Raw genomic sequence first — 18,680 nt, 5'->3', positions numbered from 1 at the left:
ATGGATGCGCAGACTCTAAGAGATATCCAAGGATACGGAGCTTTTATCTTTCTAGCTGTGTGCGTTACTCTTCTTTACGGATACTATTTTCATCTTTATAGATCCGAAAAGAGCGGCAGGCGAGACTACGAAAGATACTCCGACCTCGCCCTAAAAGACGGTATCGACGAGGAAATTTTAGAGTCTGCGTCCATAGAGCAAAACGCTAAAAAGGAAAAATAATGCAATGGTTTAATTTAGAAGATAACGTAAATTTACTGGGGCTTATCGGAGCTATTGCTATCGTTTTGGCCACGGCTTTCGTCGTAAGTCGCTTGGTCGGGCAGATGAAGGTAGCAAAACCTAAGGCCGAGCTTAGCGAGCATAGCTGGGACGGCATAGGCGAGTACAAAAATCCCGTACCGCTGGGCTGGGCGATAGTTTATGCGATATGTATCGTCTGGGCCTTGTGGTATATGATCGCCGGCTATCCGGTAAACTCCTACTCGCAAATCGGCGAATACAACGAAGAAGTCGCCGCCGCAAACGCTAAATTTGAAAAACGCTTCGCAAACGTGGACGCCAAGACGCTTCATGCCATGGGCGAAAGCCTTTTTTTGGTGCAGTGTTCCTCCTGCCACGGTATAACCGGCGACGGCATAAACGGCAAGGCCGCAGACCTTTCCAAATGGGGCAGCGAAGAGGGGATATATGATACGATAATAAACGGCTCAAAAGGCCTTGAGTATCCGATGGGCGAGATGCCTGCCGGTATGGCGGACGAGGAGGGCGCAAAGGCGATCGCGGCCTACATCGCTAAAGAAATTTCCGGTATAAAAAAGACCAAAAACGAAAATTTGGTAGCTAGCGGCAAGGAACTTTTTGCGACCTGCGCAGCGTGCCACGGCGAGGACGGCAAAGGCATGGAGGGTAACTCTCCTGATCTATCTAAATACGGCACAGCGTCATTTATCGAGGACGTATTACAACGCGGTAAAAAAGGCGCTATCGGTACGATGCCTAAATTTAGCGACGGCAGACTAAACGCCTTGCAGCAAAAAGCCGTCGGCGAGTATGTCATCTCGCTTTCTAAAGGAGAATAAATGGAAAACACGAATCGAAACGTTTTCGGTCTACACGGCGTGACGGGGCTACTCATCGCGACCGGGCTGCTGCTAGCGATCCTGGCGGCGCTCACGTACTACGCGATCAAGCTCCAGCAAGAAGTCGCACAAAAACCATACACGCTAAACGCCTCCGAGCTAAAGATGAAAAGCGCGGATAACGCCAAAAAAGTGCGCGTGAAGGAGTAGCTATGCAAGCGGTTTTGGAAAAAATCATCGTCGCCGGACTCATTGCGGCGGCGGTATTTACGGCGTGGGCGGTGCTAACGCCAAATCACCTTTTTGTGGGATGAAATTTGATAAATCAAGGAGCGGAAACTCGGCCGCTTCTTTTCAAATTTTACGTTTAAATCCTAGCGGCTCGCTTTACTTTTTGCGTGAAAAAGTGCGACTTGGCCGATGAAGCTTATAAATTTTACTCTCTCAAATTTGACTGCGCTCGCTTTTTTGCGAGGCGTTAAATTTACAATGAATTTTCTAAATTTAAATTTGAGCGTACTTCGCCGCTTTTCTGCGCTCAAATTTGCAAATTTGACCCGCACATTTTTTATCTTTTTGTTTTTTCTTTTTTGCGGCGCGGCGACTTTGCAGGGCTCAAATTCACCTCGCGAGATAGTTTTGGTAAATCAAAACATCCTAAGCCCGGCTGTAAGCGAGAAAATCGCGGTTTTAGGCCAGGAGCTAGCGAGCAAAAGTGGCGTATTTGCAGGGGTTGCGGTTTATGAGAACTTGGACGGCAAAACGCTAAAAGAAGCCGCCGCTCAGTTAAATTTGACCCCGCCTTACGTGCTTTTGATGCTTGCTAAGGCTGAACACAAGGTGGAAATTTTTGCCGACCCGCAGACGCTTAAGCTTTTTGATAAAGAGAAAATTTTAAGTCCGTATCCAAGCTCGGGCTCGATTTTGCCTATTTTAGCGTCAAAAAACGGCAAAGATATCTTTAACGCTGCCGTGCTAAACGGCTACGCCGATCTTGCCGAGCAAATCGCCGCAAGCAAAGGCGTCGCCCTACAAAACGCGGTCGGCAATCAAAACCGCCGCACGCTAGATGCGTTTAGGATTTTTATCTACGGCTCCATCGCCCTTGTCGTTTACGTCGCCGCATTTAGAAAATTTAGGAGGAAAAATGGCTAAAAACTATTGGCCTCACGCTATCGTTACCGCGCTTATTTTGATAGTCGCCTCCTGCGTAGCGACCATCATTCTGGCCGTCAAAACCCCCGTGGAGATGGATGGTTTTTACTTCGAGCGCTACCAAAACGTAGATGAAAATATAAACGAGATCGAGGCTAGCCAGCGCAGATTTGACGCCAGATATGCCCTTAAATTCGAGCCCGAATTTGACGGGCTTAACGGATATTTTAAGATCGCCGTCGAAGCCAAAAACGGCTCTTTGGCGCCAAATTTCACGCACGAGATTTTGCTAACCAGACCTGCCACAAACGAGCAAAATCAAAATTTAGACGCCAAATTTGACGGGCAAATTTTAAAAACCGCGCCCGTGACGCTCCCAAAAAAAGGCAGATGGCAAATTTTGCTAAAAATCTCCGACGCAAACGACACCGGCTTTTATAAATTTAACTTCGAGGCGCGTTAGTTTTCTTTGATTTTCAGCCGCTCTGGGCTATCATTTCGCCAAAAAACAAAGAGCCTTTATGCAAAATTTAGACAAACTTTACATCTTTACCAACTCGCGAAAGATTCGCGAATTTAACGCGAAATTTCAAAACGAACTCGTGCCAAAGGCCATGACGATAGCGCAGTTTGAGCAAAAGGCCGTGCTGGTGCCGGGGCGCTTTGAGGCGGACGAGGCGTACGCGCTGGTGCTGATGCAGCGAGCCTGCGCGAGCGTGAGAGAGGCATCCGAGCGGCTGCGTATCCCGTCGGAGTTTTTTGCTTTTTTGAAAAACAACGACTATCTTTTCAGCTTTTTTAAGGAGCTTGCCATCAGCAAAAAAAGCGTGGCAGATCTAAAATTTAGCGACATTTACGCCGATTACGAGGAGCATTTGGGTATCCTCGAGGTGGTGCTCGCGCGATATAAGGAGCTGCTCGCGGCCGAAAATCTATACGACGGTATCGTGCTGCCTGAAATTTACGAGTTAAACAGCGGGTTCGTCAGGGAATTTCGCGAGATAAATCTCGAAATAGACGGCTTTTTGAGCGAATTTGAGTGGGAGCTGTTTGGCGAGATCGCAAAGCTAACGACGCTAAAAATCATCTTTCAAACCAGTAAATTTAACAAAAAACTGATCTCAAAACTGGCTGAAATTTCTGGCATTGAGGCGAGCGAGTTTAGCCTTTACTGCGAATTTGAGCTAAATTTGAGCACGCGCGAGCTAAGAAAAACTGGCTCCGTGCGCAAAAATCCGCTCGTTTTAAAAAGGAGCTTTAGCGCTAGGAGCTTGCAGGCGGCCTACGCGATGGCAAAGGCTAGCGAGTTCGTCGCCGAGGGTATCAAGCCCGAAAACATCGCTGTTATCTTGCCTGACGAGAGCTTTGCCGAGATCTTACGCCTGCACGACCGCGGCAAGATGTTTAACTTCGCGATGGGCGAGAGTTTTACCCGCACGCGGTTTTTTCAAATTTTAAAGTGCATAGTAACCGCGATAAACGACAAAATCCGCGTAAATTTGAGCGAGGATAACTATAAAAATTTTAACGAATTTGAGTTTAATCTCCATGAATTTGGCGTTAGCGGCGAGCTGTTTGAGAAATTTAAAAACGGCTTTGAGGCGCCTTGTTCGTTTGAGGATTTTAGGGCGCTGATGGAGGAGATTTTGGCGCTTGAGAGCGACCATGCCGCCGCGCAAAAAACGCGCGAGGAGCTATTTTACGCGCAGAGTTTGGCGCGGTATTTTAGCTTTACGCTGCGTCAAATTTGCGAGATATTTTTGATAAAGCTAGCCAGGCTTAGGCTTGATCACGTAGGCGGCGGCAAGATCGGCGTCATGGGCGTTTTGGAGAGTCGCGGGCTTAAATTTGATGGCGTCATAGTGCTTGATTTTAACGACGATTTAGTGCCAAAGCGTAGCGTAAACGAGATGTTTTTAAGCTCGCGCGTGCGCCAAAAAGCGGGCCTCATCGGCTACGTCGACCGCGAAAATTTGCAGAGATTTTACTACGAGAGCCTAATCGGCAGCGCGAAAAAGGCGGCGATATGCTACGCGGCAAACGAGGAGAAAATCGCGTCGAGATTTCTCGGCGAATTTAACGCCGTGGAGGACGCGAGATACGGCGATGAGAGTTATGCGACGCTGTTTAACGACGAATTTGACGCGGAGGCCGATTTTGCTGACGAGCAAAAATTTGACGGTGAATTTGGCCCGCGCCTTGACGAAAAGAACGAGGCTAAAACTAAACAAACAAAAACTGCCAAAGAGCGAAGTTTGTTTGAATTTGGCGAAGCGGACGGAGAGCTAAATTTGGCCGACAAATTTGACGAAAGTACTGTGCAAAACAAAATGCCGAGCGAAAAACAGCAAGCCGTAAATTTGATAAATTTCACGCGAAAAACGCCCGCAAAGCCTAAAATTTTCGAGCAAGATATCATCGTCAAGCATGATTTTTTCGCTATCCCGCTCTCTTTTAGTAGGCTAAATACCTATTTACAGTGCCCGCGGCGGTATTATTACAGATATATTTTGAACGTAAAGCCGCCCGTGATGCCGCAAACCGCGTCTGCAGCGGACTTCGGTAACTCATTGCATAGGGCGCTTTTTGAGTATTACTCTAAATTTGATAGGTTTGACCTCGCTAAATTTGAAACGGTGCTAAGAGAGCTAAACACGCCACCGCTAGAGCGCGAGATAACGATGATAAAGATGGAAAAATTTAAGGCCATAGAGGACACGAGATATGAGGCCGGATGGCGCGTGCAGGGGCTTGAAAAAGAGCTTGATAGCGTCTTTGCGGGCGTGCGCATAACGGGTAAAATCGACCGCATAGATGGGCGCGGCGATGAGCTAGCGGTGATTGATTACAAAAGTGGAAATTTCGACGCCAAATCCTTGCAACTACCATTTTACGAAGCGCTCGTGGGTAGGCCTTGCGAGGGGTATTTTTATGATCTAAAAGATAATATGAATTTGGTGGCGGGCGAGGCTAGCACGGATGCGCTTGCAGAGACGATCGAACAGCTAAAATCCATCAACGACACGCCGATAAATTTCGGGGAGGCCAAGGGCGCAATGAGCGAATACGAAGACTATAAAATTTTAGTGAAAGGCGAGCTATGAAGCCGTTTTTGGCCCTCGAGGCGAGTGCGGGCAGCGGCAAGACCTTTGCGCTTAGCGTGCGTTTTATCGCGATTTTGCTATCAGGCGCTGACGCGCGCGAGATCACGGCGCTAACTTTTACCAAAAAAGCTGCCAACGAGATGAAAGAGCGCATCGTGCAGACCTTTTTGCGGCTCGAGGAAAAGGGCGCGGAGCTAGCCGAGCTGGAGCAAATTTTAGGTGCCGGCAGGGATGAAATTTTAGCCATGCGCGACGCACGGGCGACGCATTTTTTAGAAAGCGATCTAAAAATCGGCACGTTTGACTCGTTTTTCGTCGGCGTTTTACGCAGCTTTTGCCTAAATTTGGGGCTAAGCGCAGATTTTGAAGTGAGCGAAAATTTAAACGAGCTACAGCGGGGCGAGTTTGTCGCGAGCGTAAGTAAGGATATGCGACTGCTAAAAGCGCTTGCAAATTTGATAGCGACGGCCGAGCGCAGTCAGGGTAGCTTTTTTGAGAGCTTGGAGATGTTTTACGAAAATTTCGGCGAGCTAAAAAGCAGCGAAAATGCGGCCTTTCCAAACGAAAGCGGCGTCGCAGAAGCGCTAAAAAACATGCGTGAGTACGTCCTAGCTAGAGGCGGCGGTAAAGACGCGCAAAACGCCGTAAAAGAGGGAACTCCCGGCGAAATCTTAGCTCGATCTTTTATGTCGCGCGCGAGCCTTGATTATCGCACGTTTTCTAAAATTTATACGCCGGAGCTTGACGAGATGTTTTTTGAGTTAAAAGCGCGGTTAAAGCGGTATTTCGATGCGCTAGAAGAGTATAAAATCGCCGAGCTGGCTAGATTTTTAAAAATCTATAAAGAGTGTAAAATCACGCTAAACAAAAGGCTAAATTCGCTCGCCTTTAGCGACGTGACGCGCCTGGTTTACGAGCTTTTAAGGGGCGGCGAAACGGACGCGCAGATGCTTTATTTTAGGCTCGACGGGCGGATAAACCACCTTCTCATCGACGAGTTTCAAGACACCAACGTCGCGCAGTACGAGATCATGCGTCCGCTTATCGAAGAGATCGTCGCCGGATACGGACAAAATGGGCTTGGCAGTTTTTTTTACGTCGGCGACGTAAAACAGAGCATTTACCGTTTTCGCGGCGGTAAAAAGGAGCTTTTCGGCAAGCTGATGCGAGATTTTCCGCAGATCAAAGCGCAAAATTTGGAGGTAAATTACCGCAGCAAAAAGGCGTTGGTTAGATTTACGAACGCCGTATTTGCGGGCAAGATCGAAAATTTTAAACCACAAAGAACGCCACAAAAAGAGGGCGAGCGGGTAAATTTGGTAGGGCAGATGCCGTATTTTGAGGCGGAGGCGGACGATCTTGGATTCGTGCGGGTAAGCAGCGGCGATGACGTGGCGGCAGAGGCGGCGCAGCAGGTTAAATTTCTCCTACAAAAAGGGGTCTGCGAGGACGATATCACCGTGCTTTGCTGGAAAAACGACGATATAAATAAAATCTCAAATTTGCTGAGCGAGGCGGGCGTAAAAAGCGTGAGCGAGGGCGTGATGCCTCTGCTAGCTAGCAAAAATGCGCGCGCAGTAGCGGAATATGCTAAATTTTGCCTATTTGGCGAGCGAATTTACAAGCTAAATACCGAGGCAATCCTTGACGTAAACGCCGTAAAACTGAGCGTAAATCCGCAAAAATCGGCGCTTGAGAGCCTGCACTATCTAGCGGGCAAGCTTGGCGTAGATATGAGCGATGCGGACGTTTTGCGGCTGCTAGAGCTAGCGCAGCCGTACTCAAATTTGACCGAGTTTATCTATAATCTTGATAGATTTGAAGCAAAAGCGAGCGCAAAAAGCGGCGAGGGCGTGAAAATCATGACCGTGCACAAGTCAAAGGGACTGGAGTTTGAAAATGTGATCGTGTGCGATAAAATGGGTGCAGGGCGGCACGATGGGTCAAATTTTATCGCTGAATACGACGCCGACGAGGGCTCCTGGCAGGTGCGCCACAACGTCAAAAAACAGTGCATCGACGAGGAGTTTGCGCAGCTAAAAGAAAAGGCGGCGCGGCTCGAGCGCGAGGATGATATGAATAAGCTCTACGTCGCGCTAACTCGGGCGATCAACGGGCTAATCATCGTAAAAAAAACAGACGCGAACGGCAGAAATCCGAGCTTTTTTGGGGCGTATGAGAGTAGTGGCGAGGTTATAGAATATCTTGATTTGGTCGATTTTAGCTTCGGCGAGCCGACGCCTAGCAAGGCGCGAAATTTGAGTGTAGCGGGCAAATTTGAGCCTATTAAACTAGCTCAAATTACAAAGCAAATCGTAGATGAAACGCCAAAAACCGAGGGCAAAAATCAAAAGGCGATTTATTTTGGCTTGGCGCTACACTATCTGCTCGAGATGGCGGAAAAATTTGACGAGAGCTTGCTACAAACCGCGCAAATTTCGATGCGAAATACGTTTCATAAATTTTTAGATGAGGGCGAGCTGGATGAAATTTACGCTCGCGGGCTAAATTTGATAAATGAGCCTAAATTTAAGCAAATGACGCAGGGAAAGCGTGCGTTTAAAGAGCAGCCTTTGCGATATGAGGGTGCATTAAAACAGCTTGACCTGCTCTGCGTTGGCGAATCTGAAATCTGCGTGATCGACTATAAAACGAGCGATAAAAACATAGATGAAAATATCGCGCAAGTGGCGGAATACAAAAAAATATTGGCTCAAATTTACCCGAATTTGAGCGTAAAGGCGGCGATATTTTACGCTTTACGGGATGAAATTCGAAGCATTGATATTTAAATATAGCTTAAATTAAGCTATTTGTAAGGTGCATTTGAATACAATCACGACTTAAAATTATCTAAAGGGTAAGAAATGACGAAAATAACAAAACCAAACGAAGTGGAGCGCGAGTGGATCGTGCTTGACGCGGCAGGCAAGCGTTTTGGTAGATTGCTAACCGAGGTAGCTACGCTGCTTCGCGGTAAGCATAAACCAAATTTCACTCCGAATGTCGATTGCGGCGATTACGTTATCATAATCAACGCTTCTAAAGCCGAATTTACGGGCAACAATAAAGCCGAGCAAAAGCTTTATCACCGCCATTCAGGATATTTCGGTAGCACTAAAAGCGAGAAATTCGGCGAGCTTTTAGCTGACAAACCTGAAAAACTGTTTAAGCTAGCCGTTCGCGGAATGCTTCCAAAAACAAAACTCGGTAGAGAGATGATAAAAAAACTAAAAGTTTACGCCGGCAGCGAGCATCCGCATACGGCTCAAATAGCTAAAAAAGAAGGAAAATAATCATGGCGAAAGTTTATGCAACCGGTAAAAGAAAAACTGCCGTAGCAAAAGTCTGGCTAAAACCGGGCAGCGGTAAAATTTTAGTAAACGGACTCGATCTAAATACTTGGCTCGGCGGACACGAGGCCATCAAGCTAAAAGTTGTTCAGCCTCTGCTTTTAACAAAACAAGAGGGCTCTGTAGACGTAACTGCAACGACTCTAGGCGGCGGATACTCTGCTCAGGCTGAGGCGCTAAGACACGGTATTTCAAGAGCATTGGCTCTATTTGATACCGACTTTAGAGCGACTCTAAAACCAAAAGGCCTACTAACTCGCGACTCACGCGTTGTTGAGCGTAAGAAATTCGGTAGAAGAAAAGCCAGAAGAAGCCCGCAGTTCTCTAAACGTTAATAGTTTTTGGAATAGTGCGAATTTAAGGTGCATTGATATTTATGATTATTTAATTATATTTTTTATAAATATCAAATGTTAAAACGAAATTTATAATTTTTGTGATATTATTAAAAAATACATTTCACCATGAAAGGATTTTCTATGAGAAAGATTGCTATTGCTTTAGTTGCTGCTACAGCTCTTTTTGCTGCTGATTCAGCTTACAAATATGAATTAACTCCAACTATCGGCGGAGTTCACCCTGAGGGAAACCTAGGAGTTAACGAACAGTCTGCTATTGGTTTAAGAATAGGAAGAAACCTTGAGAATTTCTTCTTAGATCATGTTGAGCTTGGTGTTAGCCATACTAATAAAATAAGAGAATATGGCGTAGACGGTAAAGCTACTAGATATTTTGTTAACGCTATTAAAGATTTCGGTCTAACTGAAAAACTATCTCTTTACGGTTTGCTTGGCGCTGGATATGAAGATGTTTCAAAAAGATTCGTTAAAAACGATGACGGCGGTTTCGGTCAATACGGTCTTGGCCTAAGATACCAAATCACCGACAACTTCGCATTGCGTGCTGAAGCTGTAGACGCTATTAAATTTAACCATGGCGACCACAACCTATTCTATACTCTAGGTTTTGCAGTAGGTTTTGCTCCTAAAAACGCTCCTGTAGTTGCAGAAGCTCCAAAGGTTGAGGCAGCTCCAGCTCCTGTAAGCCTTGACGATGATAACGACGGCGTTTTAAACGATGTCGATCAATGCCCAAATACACCGGCTGGTGTAGTAGTTGACGAGACTGGATGCGAGAAGGTTATCGTTCTTAGAGATATTGGCGTAAACTTCGCATTCGACAGCTACAAAATAACTCCAAAATATCTTGAGGAGATCAAAAAAGTAGCTAACTTTATGGGTGAAAATCCAGGCTACCGCGTAGTTCTAAGCGGTCACACAGATAGCGTTGGTGCTGAGGCTTACAACCAAAAACTATCTGAAAAAAGAGCAAACGCAGTTGCTAAAGCTCTTGAGGAACTTGGCGTAAGCGCAGATAAGATTACAACTGTAGGATACGGTGAGCTTAAACCTGTCGCTTCAAACAAAACGAAAGAAGGACGCGCTGAGAATAGGCGTGTTGAAGCTAGATTTAACAAATAATTAGCCTAGCTTAATAACGCATGGACGAGATTAAATTCGAACTTATTTGGTCGTTAATTTCGTCCTACTCTTTAAAAATTTTAGGCTCTATCACCATCTTGCTTATCGGCAAATGGTTAGTAGCTAAAATCTCAAATCTTGTATCAAAATTAGTCATTTCTTCCAGACTTGACGAAACTCTTTCAAATTTTCTTTTAAATATCATCAAAACGCTTCTTATGGCTTTTGTGTTAATAGCCGCGATTGCAAATTTAGGCGTAGAGACGTCTATGTTTGTCGCTGCTCTCGGCGCTATCGGTCTTGCCATAGGCATGGCGTTTAAGGATACTTTTTCAAACATCGGTGCAGGATTTTTGATAATATTTTTTAGGCCGTTTAAGCTCAAGGATCATATCGAGGTCGCAGGCGTACAAGGCGCGGTCAAAGAGATCAATATGTTTAGCACTGTTTTGCGTACGACTGATCATAAAACCATTATCATCCCAAACGGTCGCATAATAAGTAGCAATATAATCAACTTCTCAAAAGAGGGTACTAGACGCGTCGAGCTCGTGTTTTGCATAGATTATCAAGATGATTTAAAGCTCGCAAAAGAGGTTATTTTAAGCCTAGCCGACGAAAATAAAAAGATCTTAAAAGAGCCAAAGCCGTTTGTCGGCGTCGGAAGCCTGGGCGAAAATAGCGTAAATTTGACCGCTAGATTTTGGTGTGCGAGCGATGATTTTTCCGACGTGCAGTTTGCTATGCTTGAGAGCGTTAAGCTTGCATTTGACGCCGAAGGCATCTCTATACCATCGCCGCAGCTTAGCATCCGCTATCAGGATAAAAGGCAAGACGAGCAAATTTGATTTACCGGTTTGCACGGTTTTTCTTGGTTCTTTGGCTTTTTTTGTGTGGTATGTTGTAGATTGGTCTTATACTCGTATCCTATTTGGTACGTAGGGCAAAATAGATTAAATTTAATCCAAAATCAATACAACACAAGCCCTTTAAAAATGTACAAATTTTGACGTAGGACTTATCTATAGTTTTCGAAATTTAAATTTCACCGCTTTCGTCAAATTTAAAATCTAATTCATATTTTAAAGTCAAATTTAACAGCATAAACATTTTAACAAATCCTTAATTTCGGCGCCTTAGAGTGCAGTCGCATAAAATTTAGTCCAAAGCCAAAAAGTATAAATTTAAAAATCAAAAATTTACAAAAAGCTATCTTAAGGCAAATTTTAAAATACAAAAAGTAAAATCAAAGTTTATTAAAACGTAAATTCGGCTTGAAAATGCCGTCAAATTTGCAACATTAAAATAAAAAACGAAAGAAGTAAAATGAAAAAAACTATACTTTTTGACCTCGACGGTACGCTCATCGACTCGACGCCTGCGATCCTTGACGGATTTGGCGCGGCATTTCTCGCTCACGGTGAGCCTGCTCCAAAGCCTGAGGCGGTCAAGGCTCTAGTCGGTCATCCGCTTGATTTTATGTTTGCCGGACTTGGCGCGCCGACGCAGCTAGTGCCCGATTATATCGCCGCGTACAAGGCGCGATACGAGCAGATTTTTTTAGAGCAAACATCGCTGCTTGAGGGCGCGGCGGGTGCGTTGGCGCTTGCTAGCGAAGTTGCGGACGTTGGCGTCGTGACGACGAAAACGTCGAAATTTTCAGTCATTTTACTTGAGTACTTGGGCGTCATGAGATTTATCAAAACCGTGATCGGCAGAGACGACGTAGTAAATCCAAAACCAGACCCCGAGCCCATAAACACGGCTCTTGAGCGCCTAGGCAAAACGAGCTCGCAAGATAAGGCGAGCGCTTTTATGATCGGTGATACGACGATGGATCTTGAGTCGGCGAAGCGTGCTGGTATCGCGGGTGTTGGGCTAGTTTGCGGCTACGGCAAGGAGGCTGACTTGCGCGAGCATTCAAATTTGATCTTTCAAAATGCATTTGAGGCGGTTAAATTTATAGCGGGCAGATGAGTCTGATCGATAAATTTAGAATTTTAGTAGCGTATAGTTAGCTCGCTAAACGGCTATTTTTAGTGTTTGTTTGAGTTGTTAAATTTAATCACTTATAAAACGTAGTGGTATGTATAACGAGTCAAATTTAAATCAAATTTGTCGCAAGAACTTGAGCAAAAAGGCAAATTTGACTTACCGATGCGCTCCCTTTTTTCAAGGGACTCAAGCACATCGATGATACTAAGATAAACGCCGTCAAAATCCGCATCTAAGGCTTTTTATACGAGACTCAGCGCCCAGATAGCCAATAATGGTTCATTTCCCTGCTTTGCCGTCTTTCGCAACAATAACCTCAAGCCTGTTTTGGTCGATGATGAAGCAACGTATCTTCTTACGCTAGCCTATCGCAAATTTTGCCTTGTTTGCGATTTTCATCTGCTACGACGCAAAAACATAAGGCGAAAAATGCGGCTAGCGGATAAAATTTTACGCATACGTTTCCTTGCTGTAAATTTGGCGGCCAAATTTTAGCAAATTTAGAAAAATCGGCCGTCAAATGTTTTTTGATCGCCGCTAAAATTTGGGGCTTTAGATTATTAAATTTAATCTTTTTTGAAAATGTAAAGCGGCGGATTAATGATAGATTTTGGAATTTAGCTCTATAATAAAAGATTTTTAAAAAAACATAAGAAAATTTAAGGCGGAAAAATGGCTAAAATAATGAAAACTATGGACGGAAACGAGGCTGCGGCGCACGCATCGTACGCATTTACCGAGGTCGCGGGCATCTACCCGATCACTCCTAGCTCGCCGATGGCTGATTACACCGATATGTGGGCAGCTCAGGGCAAGAAAAATCTATTTGGCATGCCAGTTAAAGTAGTCGAAATGCAAAGCGAGGGCGGGGCTGCAGGCACCGTGCACGGCTCGCTGCAAGTAGGCGCGCTAACTACGACGTACACGGCTTCGCAAGGCTTACTTTTAAAAATCCCAAATATGTACAAGATCGCAGGCCAGCTACTTCCCGGCGTCATCCACGTGAGCGCTCGCTCTATCGCGGCTCAGGCGCTTTCTATCTTTGGCGATCATCAGGACATTTATGCCTGTCGCCAGACGGGATTTGCTATGCTGGCAAGCGGCTCCGTGCAAGAGGTCATGGATATCGCCGGAGTCGCGCATCTAGCGGCGATCAAGGGTCGCGTGCCGTTTTTGCACTTTTTCGACGGATTTCGCACGAGCCACGAGATACAAAAGGTTGAGGTGCTTGACTACGCGCACTTTGATAGACTGCTAGACCGCGAAGCTCTGCAAAAATTTAGAGACGAGGCGCTAAGCCCCGAGAGTCCGAAAACTCGCGGCACGGCACAAAACGACGATATTTACTTTCAGACGCGCGAGTTAGCTAACCGCTACTACGACGCGGTGCCTGATATCGTGGCCGAGTATCTAAAAGAAATTTCAAAAATCACTGGACGCGATTATCGTCCTTTTAATTATTACGGCGATCCGCATGCAACGCGCGTCGTGATAGCGATGGGTTCGGTAACGCAAACTCTAGAAGAAGTCGTCGATCACCTGCGCGCAAAGGGTGAAAAAGTAGGCGCGCTAAAGGTGCATCTATATCGTCCGTTTAGCCTAAAATACCTCTTTGACGTGATGCCTGAGACTGTAGAAAAGATCGCCGTGCTAGACCGCACGAAAGAGCCGGGAAGTCTAGGCGAGCCGCTATATCTGGACATCAAGGCTGCGTTTTACGGACGCAAAAATCAGCCCGTGATCGTGGGCGGTCGCTACGGCCTAAGCTCAAAGGACGTCGATCCTGCGCAAATGCTAGCCGTCTTTGAAAATTTAAATTTAAGTGAGCCTAAAAACGGCTTTACCGTCGGTATCAAGGACGACGTGACCTTCACCTCGCTAAAAGTCGGCGAGAAAATTTCGCTAAGCGACGCAAGCGTAAAAGAGTGCCTATTTTATGGTCTTGGCGCGGACGGTACCGTGGGAGCGAATAAAAACTCCATCAAAATCATCGGCGATAAAACCGAGCTTTACGCGCAGGCGTATTTTGCCTACGATAGCAAAAAATCAGGCGGCTATACGCGCTCGCACCTGCGTTTCGGTAAAAACCCGATCCGCTCGACCTACCTCGTCTCAAATCCGCACTTTGTAGCCTGCTCTGTCGCGGCGTATCTTGAAATTTACGACGTCATAGACGGTATCCGCGAGGGCGGGACGTTCCTGCTAAACTCGATCTGGGACGCCGAGCAGACGGTCGCTAAACTCCCAAATAAAGTAAAGAAAATTTTGGCCGCTAAGAAGGTAAATTTCTACATCATCAACGCCACGAAGCTAGCTCGCGAGATCGGGCTGAAAAACCGCACGAACACCATCATGCAGTCGGCATTTTTCAAACTCGCGGACATCATACCGTTTGCCGACGCGCAAAAATACATGAAAGAGTACGCGCACAAAGCCTACGCCAAAAAGGGCGAAGCGATCGTGGAGATGAACTATAAGGCCATCGATATGGGCGCGGACGGGCTGGTTAGGGTCGAGGTCGATCCTAGCTGGCTAAATTTGACGGATGACGCGAGCGCGGAGGAAAAATACGTCGGCGATGAATTTATAGAAAAAATCGTTAAGCCTATCAACGCCGCTAGGGGAGATAGCTTGCCTGTTTCGGCGTTTGTGGGCTTTGAGGACGGACACTTTAAGTCAGGCACCACGGCCTACGAAAAACGCGGTATCGGCGTGATGGTGCCTAAGTGGATCGAGGAAAATTGTATCCAATGTAACCAGTGCGCCTTCGTCTGCCCGCACGCGGTGATCAGGCCGTTTCTTATCGATGAAAACGAGCTCGCCGCCGCTCCGCAAACCGTGCAAGATCACGTCCTAGACGCCAAAGGCAAAGAGGTAAAAGGGCTAAAATATAAAATCCAAGTTAGCCCGCTTGACTGCACGGGCTGCGAACTGTGCGCTCAAAACTGCCCGAGCAAGGAAAAATCGCTTGTCATGGTGCCTCTAGCAGAGGAGATGGATAAAAACGAGCAGGAAAATGCCGATTATTTATTTAAAAAAGTAACCTACAAAGACGACCTGATGAGCAAAGATAGCGTCAAGGGCGTGGGCTTTGCGCAGCCGCTGTTTGAGTTTCACGGCGCGTGTCCCGGTTGCGGCGAGACGCCTTATATCGGGCTTGTGACGAGACTGTTCGGCGACCGCATGATAGTGGCAAACGCCACCGGATGTAGCTCGATCTACGGCGGTAGCGCGCCTTCGACGCCTTATACGACGAACAAAGAGGGCAAAGGCGTAGCGTGGGCGAATTCGCTGTTTGAGGATAATGCGGAGTTTGGTATGGGCATGAATGTCGCAGTAGAGACGCTGCGCCACCGTATAGAAGACGTAATGCTACGCACCAAAGATACCGCGCCAAACGCCTTAGCCGCGCTATACTCCGACTGGATCGCGTATAAAAACGACGGCGAGAAGACGACGCAAATAGCTAAAATTTTGACCCCTGTTTTGGAGCAAAATTTAAGCGTTCCCGGTGTAAAAGAAATTTTAGAGCTAAAAAGATATTTGGTTAAAAAATCCCAGTGGATCATCGGCGGCGACGGCTGGGCGTACGATATCGGCTTTGGCGGGCTTGACCATGTGCTAGCTAGCGGCGAGAACGTAAACGTGCTCGTGCTTGACACCGAGGTCTACTCAAACACCGGCGGTCAAAGCTCAAAATCCAGCCGCGCAGGCTCCATAGCGCAGTTTACCGCTAGCGGTAAGCCGATGCAGAAAAAAGATCTAGGCTACATCGCGATGACCTACGGAAATATCTTCGTCGCGCAGATCAACTCAAACGCGAGCCAAGCAAACACGATAAAAGCGATCGCCGCAGCCGAGGCATACGATGGGCCTAGCCTCGTGATCGCGTATTCGCCGTGTATCGCACACGGTATCAAGGGCGGTATGGCGCTCTCTGGCGATCAAGGCGAGCTAGCGACCAAGTGCGGCTACTGGCCGACCTACGTCTACGACCCGCGCCTAATCAAAGAGGGCAAGAATCCGCTCAAAATGACCTCAAAAGAGCCTGATTGGTCGCTTTACGAGGAGTTTTTGCTAAACGAGGTTCGCTACAACTCGCTTAAGAAAACCAACCCTGAGCACGCAGACGAGCTGCTGGCTAAAAATAAGGCCGACGCGCAAAGACGCTACCGCCAGCTAAAACGCTTATCTTTAGCCGATTTTAGCGATGAGGTCGAGTCTAGCGCGGAAGCTCAGGCTAACGAAAACGCCGAGTAAGGCGAAAATTTCTCTCGCCTAAATTTGATGGGCGAGGGAAAATATCTGTAAATTTAGCCGCTCGTTTGGGCGGTTAAATTTACTTTCAAATTTGAAAAATGCCGAAAGCATGGCAAATTTAAAAGGTGCAATATGAGCCAAACCCATCCTTTTAAACCGATTTTTGATAAAAACTCTAAAATTTTGATCCTCGGCTCCTTTCCGTCCGTCGTTTCTCGTAAATTTGGCTTTTACTACGCAAATCCGCAAAATCGCTTCTGGCGAGTATTGGCCGGGATTTTAAACGCTCCGCCGCCTGTGAGCACGGATGAAAAGATAAAATTTCTGCTCGCTCACCGCATCGCTATCTACGACGCTGCGATATCCTGCGAGATAAAGGGCTCGAGCGACGCTAAAATGACTGCCGTCGCTCCTGCAAATTTAGAGCCGATCTTTAAAGTCGCAAAGATCACGCAAGTCTACGCAAACGGCGGCAAGGCGCATGAAATCTGCGAAAAATACCTAAAAAATCAAATTTTAAATGCGACGGGCAAAGACCCCATCAAGTTACCCTCGACTAGCCCTGCAAATGCAAATTTTAGCCTTGAAAGGCTCGTGCAGGAGTGGACAGCGGTAGCTGAGGCGCTAAAAGACGGTTAAATTTGACGCGAGCTTTCAAATTTAGCTCATCAAAAATAAAATAGCCGCGCCTTCACCTTAAATTTAGTTTCAAATTTTAAAATTACCCAAATAAAACAAAGCAGGAAAAGCCATGAAAATCCTAAAATTTCTATTTGTACTTCCGCTTTTAGCGATCGGGGTGCAAGCACTGGAGCCAAAAATCGTAATGGAGCCAGAAGTGAGCCTAAAAAACGGCCTTTACTACGTAAAAGGCAAGCCCTACGACGGCACGCTAAAGATGCTGCGTTACAGCGTCGAGGATCTATACGGCGTAAATGCGATGGGTATGGTCTATCCGAGGCTAAAACCGCTTCCGCCCACGCTTATACGCGAAATAGACGTACAGGGCGGCATAGCGGTGCGATATAGAGACTATTTTGACGGTAGAGACAAGCCATCAAACGAATACCCCCTAAAAAACGGCGTCCACGAGGGCACGGCCAAGCACTACCACGCAGACAGCGGCGCTCTGATGGGCGAGAGCGAATACAAAAATGACGTGCGCGACGGGCGCTACCGCCGCTACTACTTTGACGAGGGCGGCGCGTTAAAGCAGGAGGGTATTTTCAAGGCGGACAAGCGAGAAGGCGTATTTACCGACTATTACGTTAGCGGCGAGGTTAGCGCACGCAGTCCCTATGTGGGCGGGCTACGAAACGGCGAGGACGTAGATTACTACAAAAGCGGCAAAATCCGCAGCAAGCGAACGTATAAGGACGACAAACGAGAAGGCGCGGAGACGTGGTACTACGAAAGCGGCGCCGTGGAGGAGACAGGCGAATACAAAAATGACCGCAAAAACGGCGTTTGGAAGCGATTTTACGAAAACGGCAAAACGCGCGTAGTAGAAAACTATAAAGACGGCGAAAAGGACGGCGTCGCGCGCGAATATTACCCAAGCGGCAAGCTGCGAGGCGAATACGAGTACAAAGACGGTCGTCAAACGGGCGCGGGGCTGGACTACTACGAGAGCGGGGCGCTGGCGGCAAAGGTGATGTTTAAAAACGGACGCTATCACGGGCTATACGAGGAGTATCACGAAAACGGCGCGCTAAAGGCCAGAGTGACGTTTGAGGACGGGCTGGAGGTCGGCGAGGCGCGCCACTACTACGCAAACGGCAAACTCGAAGCCGAGGGGGAGTTTGAGCGTGGCAGGCTCATCCGCGCCAAAAAATACGACAAAGACGGCAAGCTAGTTAGCGACAAATCCGATAAAAACGGGCTGCCGCGGGAGTAAATTTGGCTAAATTTTAAATTTGATCGTAGTCAAATTTGATCCGTGCGGCTTAAATTTAGTGCTTTGACCTGGTTTGGCTTTGCGCGTCGTTTGGCGTTTTCTTGTTTTAAGCGCATACGAGACGTCAAATTTGACTCAAAACCTGCTACACTAGTCTAAAATTTTAATAAAAATAAAAGTTACATAAAATAATACTATTCAAAAAAAATTAAAAAATAATTCTTATTTTAGCTTAATATATCAATATTTGTAGTAAAATTTACTCTAGATTTAATACACAAAAACACTAAAAAGGAGCAAAATATGGCTGCTGCGGGGATTATTATCGGCACGGTAGTGCTGTTTATCGTGGG

17 protein-coding genes are annotated in these 18,680 nt (G+C 46.7%); 16 read left to right on the top strand and 1 reads right to left on the bottom strand.

Annotated features, from left to right (window positions below; genetic code table 11):
- From Q0386_RS05805 to nifJ, 14 genes are all read left to right on the top strand, one after another.
- Positions 1-222: a cytochrome c oxidase, cbb3-type, CcoQ subunit gene (locus tag Q0386_RS05805; protein WP_299028381.1), complete on the top strand. Its 222-nt coding sequence runs from the start codon at positions 1-3 to the stop codon at positions 220-222.
- Positions 222-1,082, top strand: a complete 861-nt coding sequence (locus tag Q0386_RS05800) for a cbb3-type cytochrome c oxidase N-terminal domain-containing protein (RefSeq protein WP_299028378.1) — start codon at positions 222-224, stop codon at positions 1,080-1,082. The genes Q0386_RS05805 and Q0386_RS05800 overlap by 1 nt, the downstream gene beginning before the upstream one ends.
- Positions 1,083-1,292, top strand: coding sequence for a DUF4006 family protein (locus Q0386_RS05795; protein ID WP_299028376.1), 210 nt, complete (start codon positions 1,083-1,085; stop codon positions 1,290-1,292).
- 2 nt (positions 1,293-1,294) lie between these two features.
- Entirely contained in the window at positions 1,295-1,396 is a 102-nt protein-coding gene (locus Q0386_RS05790; protein WP_299028374.1) for a hypothetical protein, read from the top strand.
- A 175-nt stretch (positions 1,397-1,571) separates the two neighbouring features.
- The gene (locus Q0386_RS05785; protein WP_299028372.1) at positions 1,572-2,237 is read left to right on the top strand and encodes a hypothetical protein; all 666 of its coding nucleotides are present in this window, start codon (positions 1,572-1,574) and stop codon (positions 2,235-2,237) included.
- A complete protein-coding gene (locus Q0386_RS05780) occupies positions 2,230-2,700 on the top strand; it encodes a FixH family protein (RefSeq protein ID WP_299028370.1) in 471 nt (156 codons plus the stop codon). Before Q0386_RS05785 ends, Q0386_RS05780 begins: the two co-directional genes overlap by 8 nt.
- 58 nt (positions 2,701-2,758) lie before the next feature.
- On the top strand, positions 2,759-5,341 hold the full coding sequence (locus Q0386_RS05775) for a PD-(D/E)XK nuclease family protein (protein WP_299028368.1): 2,583 nt from the start codon (positions 2,759-2,761) through the stop codon (positions 5,339-5,341).
- Positions 5,338-8,133, top strand: coding sequence for a RecB-like helicase (locus tag Q0386_RS05770; protein WP_299028365.1), 2,796 nt, complete (start codon positions 5,338-5,340; stop codon positions 8,131-8,133). The genes Q0386_RS05775 and Q0386_RS05770 overlap by 4 nt, the downstream gene beginning before the upstream one ends.
- A 75-nt stretch (positions 8,134-8,208) precedes the next feature.
- Positions 8,209-8,637 carry a 50S ribosomal protein L13 gene (gene rplM / locus Q0386_RS05765; protein ID WP_002949135.1) on the top strand — a complete coding sequence of 143 codons (429 nt, stop codon included), beginning with the start codon at positions 8,209-8,211 and terminating at the stop codon, positions 8,635-8,637.
- A gap of 2 nt (positions 8,638-8,639) precedes the next feature.
- Complete coding sequence (gene rpsI / locus Q0386_RS05760; RefSeq protein WP_009492499.1) at positions 8,640-9,029, top strand: 30S ribosomal protein S9; 390 nt, start codon at positions 8,640-8,642, stop codon at positions 9,027-9,029.
- Positions 9,030-9,173: 144 nt separating this feature from the next.
- The gene (locus Q0386_RS05755) at positions 9,174-10,175 is read left to right on the top strand and encodes an OmpA family protein (RefSeq protein WP_299028362.1); all 1,002 of its coding nucleotides are present in this window, start codon (positions 9,174-9,176) and stop codon (positions 10,173-10,175) included.
- 20 nt (positions 10,176-10,195) lie between these two features.
- Positions 10,196-11,023: a mechanosensitive ion channel domain-containing protein gene (locus Q0386_RS05750; RefSeq protein WP_299028359.1), complete on the top strand. Its 828-nt coding sequence runs from the start codon at positions 10,196-10,198 to the stop codon at positions 11,021-11,023.
- A gap of 478 nt (positions 11,024-11,501) precedes the next feature.
- Positions 11,502-12,152 (top strand): HAD family hydrolase, encoded by a 651-nt coding sequence (locus Q0386_RS05745; protein ID WP_299028356.1) that lies wholly within the window; start codon positions 11,502-11,504, stop codon positions 12,150-12,152.
- A 690-nt stretch (positions 12,153-12,842) separates the two neighbouring features.
- Positions 12,843-16,430 carry a pyruvate:ferredoxin (flavodoxin) oxidoreductase gene (nifJ, locus tag Q0386_RS05740; protein ID WP_299028353.1) on the top strand — a complete coding sequence of 1,196 codons (3,588 nt, stop codon included), beginning with the start codon at positions 12,843-12,845 and terminating at the stop codon, positions 16,428-16,430.
- 18 nt (positions 16,431-16,448) lie between these two features.
- Here nifJ and Q0386_RS05735 read toward each other — a convergent pair whose 3' ends face one another.
- A complete protein-coding gene (locus Q0386_RS05735; protein WP_299028350.1) occupies positions 16,449-16,571 on the bottom strand; it encodes a hypothetical protein in 123 nt (40 codons plus the stop codon).
- Here Q0386_RS05735 and Q0386_RS05730 point away from each other — a divergent pair.
- Positions 16,563-17,069: a DNA-deoxyinosine glycosylase gene (locus tag Q0386_RS05730; RefSeq protein WP_299028347.1), complete on the top strand. Its 507-nt coding sequence runs from the start codon at positions 16,563-16,565 to the stop codon at positions 17,067-17,069. The two genes, Q0386_RS05735 and Q0386_RS05730, sit on opposite strands and share 9 nt — an antisense overlap.
- A gap of 112 nt (positions 17,070-17,181) precedes the next feature.
- Entirely contained in the window at positions 17,182-18,327 is a 1,146-nt protein-coding gene (locus Q0386_RS05725) for a toxin-antitoxin system YwqK family antitoxin (RefSeq protein ID WP_299028343.1), read from the top strand.
- The last annotated feature ends 353 nt before the right edge of the window (positions 18,328-18,680 follow it).

This window comes from uncultured Campylobacter sp. (genome assembly GCF_938045625.1).
Taxonomy (GTDB): Bacteria; Campylobacterota; Campylobacteria; order Campylobacterales; family Campylobacteraceae; genus Campylobacter_A.
The sequence above is the reverse complement of the archived record's forward strand: the minus strand, read 5'-3'. Positions and strand labels throughout refer to the sequence as shown.

What these genes read in the sequence shown, in the direction of transcription:
- Q0386_RS05785 (WP_299028372.1), top strand. Translation starts at nt 1,572, where the DNA reads ATGAATTTTCTAAATTTAAATTTGAGCGTACTTCGCCGCTTTTCTGCG.
- rpsI (WP_009492499.1), top strand. Translation starts at nt 8,640, where the DNA reads ATGGCGAAAGTTTATGCAACCGGTAAAAGAAAAACTGCCGTAGCAAAA.
- Q0386_RS05800 (WP_299028378.1), top strand. Translation starts at nt 222, where the DNA reads ATGCAATGGTTTAATTTAGAAGATAACGTAAATTTACTGGGGCTTATC.
- nifJ (WP_299028353.1), top strand. Translation starts at nt 12,843, where the DNA reads ATGGCTAAAATAATGAAAACTATGGACGGAAACGAGGCTGCGGCGCAC.
- Q0386_RS05750 (WP_299028359.1), top strand. Translation starts at nt 10,196, where the DNA reads ATGGACGAGATTAAATTCGAACTTATTTGGTCGTTAATTTCGTCCTAC.
- Q0386_RS05755 (WP_299028362.1), top strand. Translation starts at nt 9,174, where the DNA reads ATGAGAAAGATTGCTATTGCTTTAGTTGCTGCTACAGCTCTTTTTGCT.
- Q0386_RS05790 (WP_299028374.1), top strand. Translation starts at nt 1,295, where the DNA reads ATGCAAGCGGTTTTGGAAAAAATCATCGTCGCCGGACTCATTGCGGCG.
- Q0386_RS05725 (WP_299028343.1), top strand. Translation starts at nt 17,182, where the DNA reads ATGAAAATCCTAAAATTTCTATTTGTACTTCCGCTTTTAGCGATCGGG.
- Q0386_RS05745 (WP_299028356.1), top strand. Translation starts at nt 11,502, where the DNA reads ATGAAAAAAACTATACTTTTTGACCTCGACGGTACGCTCATCGACTCG.
- Q0386_RS05770 (WP_299028365.1), top strand. Translation starts at nt 5,338, where the DNA reads ATGAAGCCGTTTTTGGCCCTCGAGGCGAGTGCGGGCAGCGGCAAGACC.
- Q0386_RS05775 (WP_299028368.1), top strand. Translation starts at nt 2,759, where the DNA reads ATGCAAAATTTAGACAAACTTTACATCTTTACCAACTCGCGAAAGATT.
- Q0386_RS05730 (WP_299028347.1), top strand. Translation starts at nt 16,563, where the DNA reads ATGAGCCAAACCCATCCTTTTAAACCGATTTTTGATAAAAACTCTAAA.
- Q0386_RS05780 (WP_299028370.1), top strand. Translation starts at nt 2,230, where the DNA reads ATGGCTAAAAACTATTGGCCTCACGCTATCGTTACCGCGCTTATTTTG.
- Q0386_RS05805 (WP_299028381.1), top strand. Translation starts at nt 1, where the DNA reads ATGGATGCGCAGACTCTAAGAGATATCCAAGGATACGGAGCTTTTATC.
- rplM (WP_002949135.1), top strand. Translation starts at nt 8,209, where the DNA reads ATGACGAAAATAACAAAACCAAACGAAGTGGAGCGCGAGTGGATCGTG.
- Q0386_RS05795 (WP_299028376.1), top strand. Translation starts at nt 1,083, where the DNA reads ATGGAAAACACGAATCGAAACGTTTTCGGTCTACACGGCGTGACGGGG.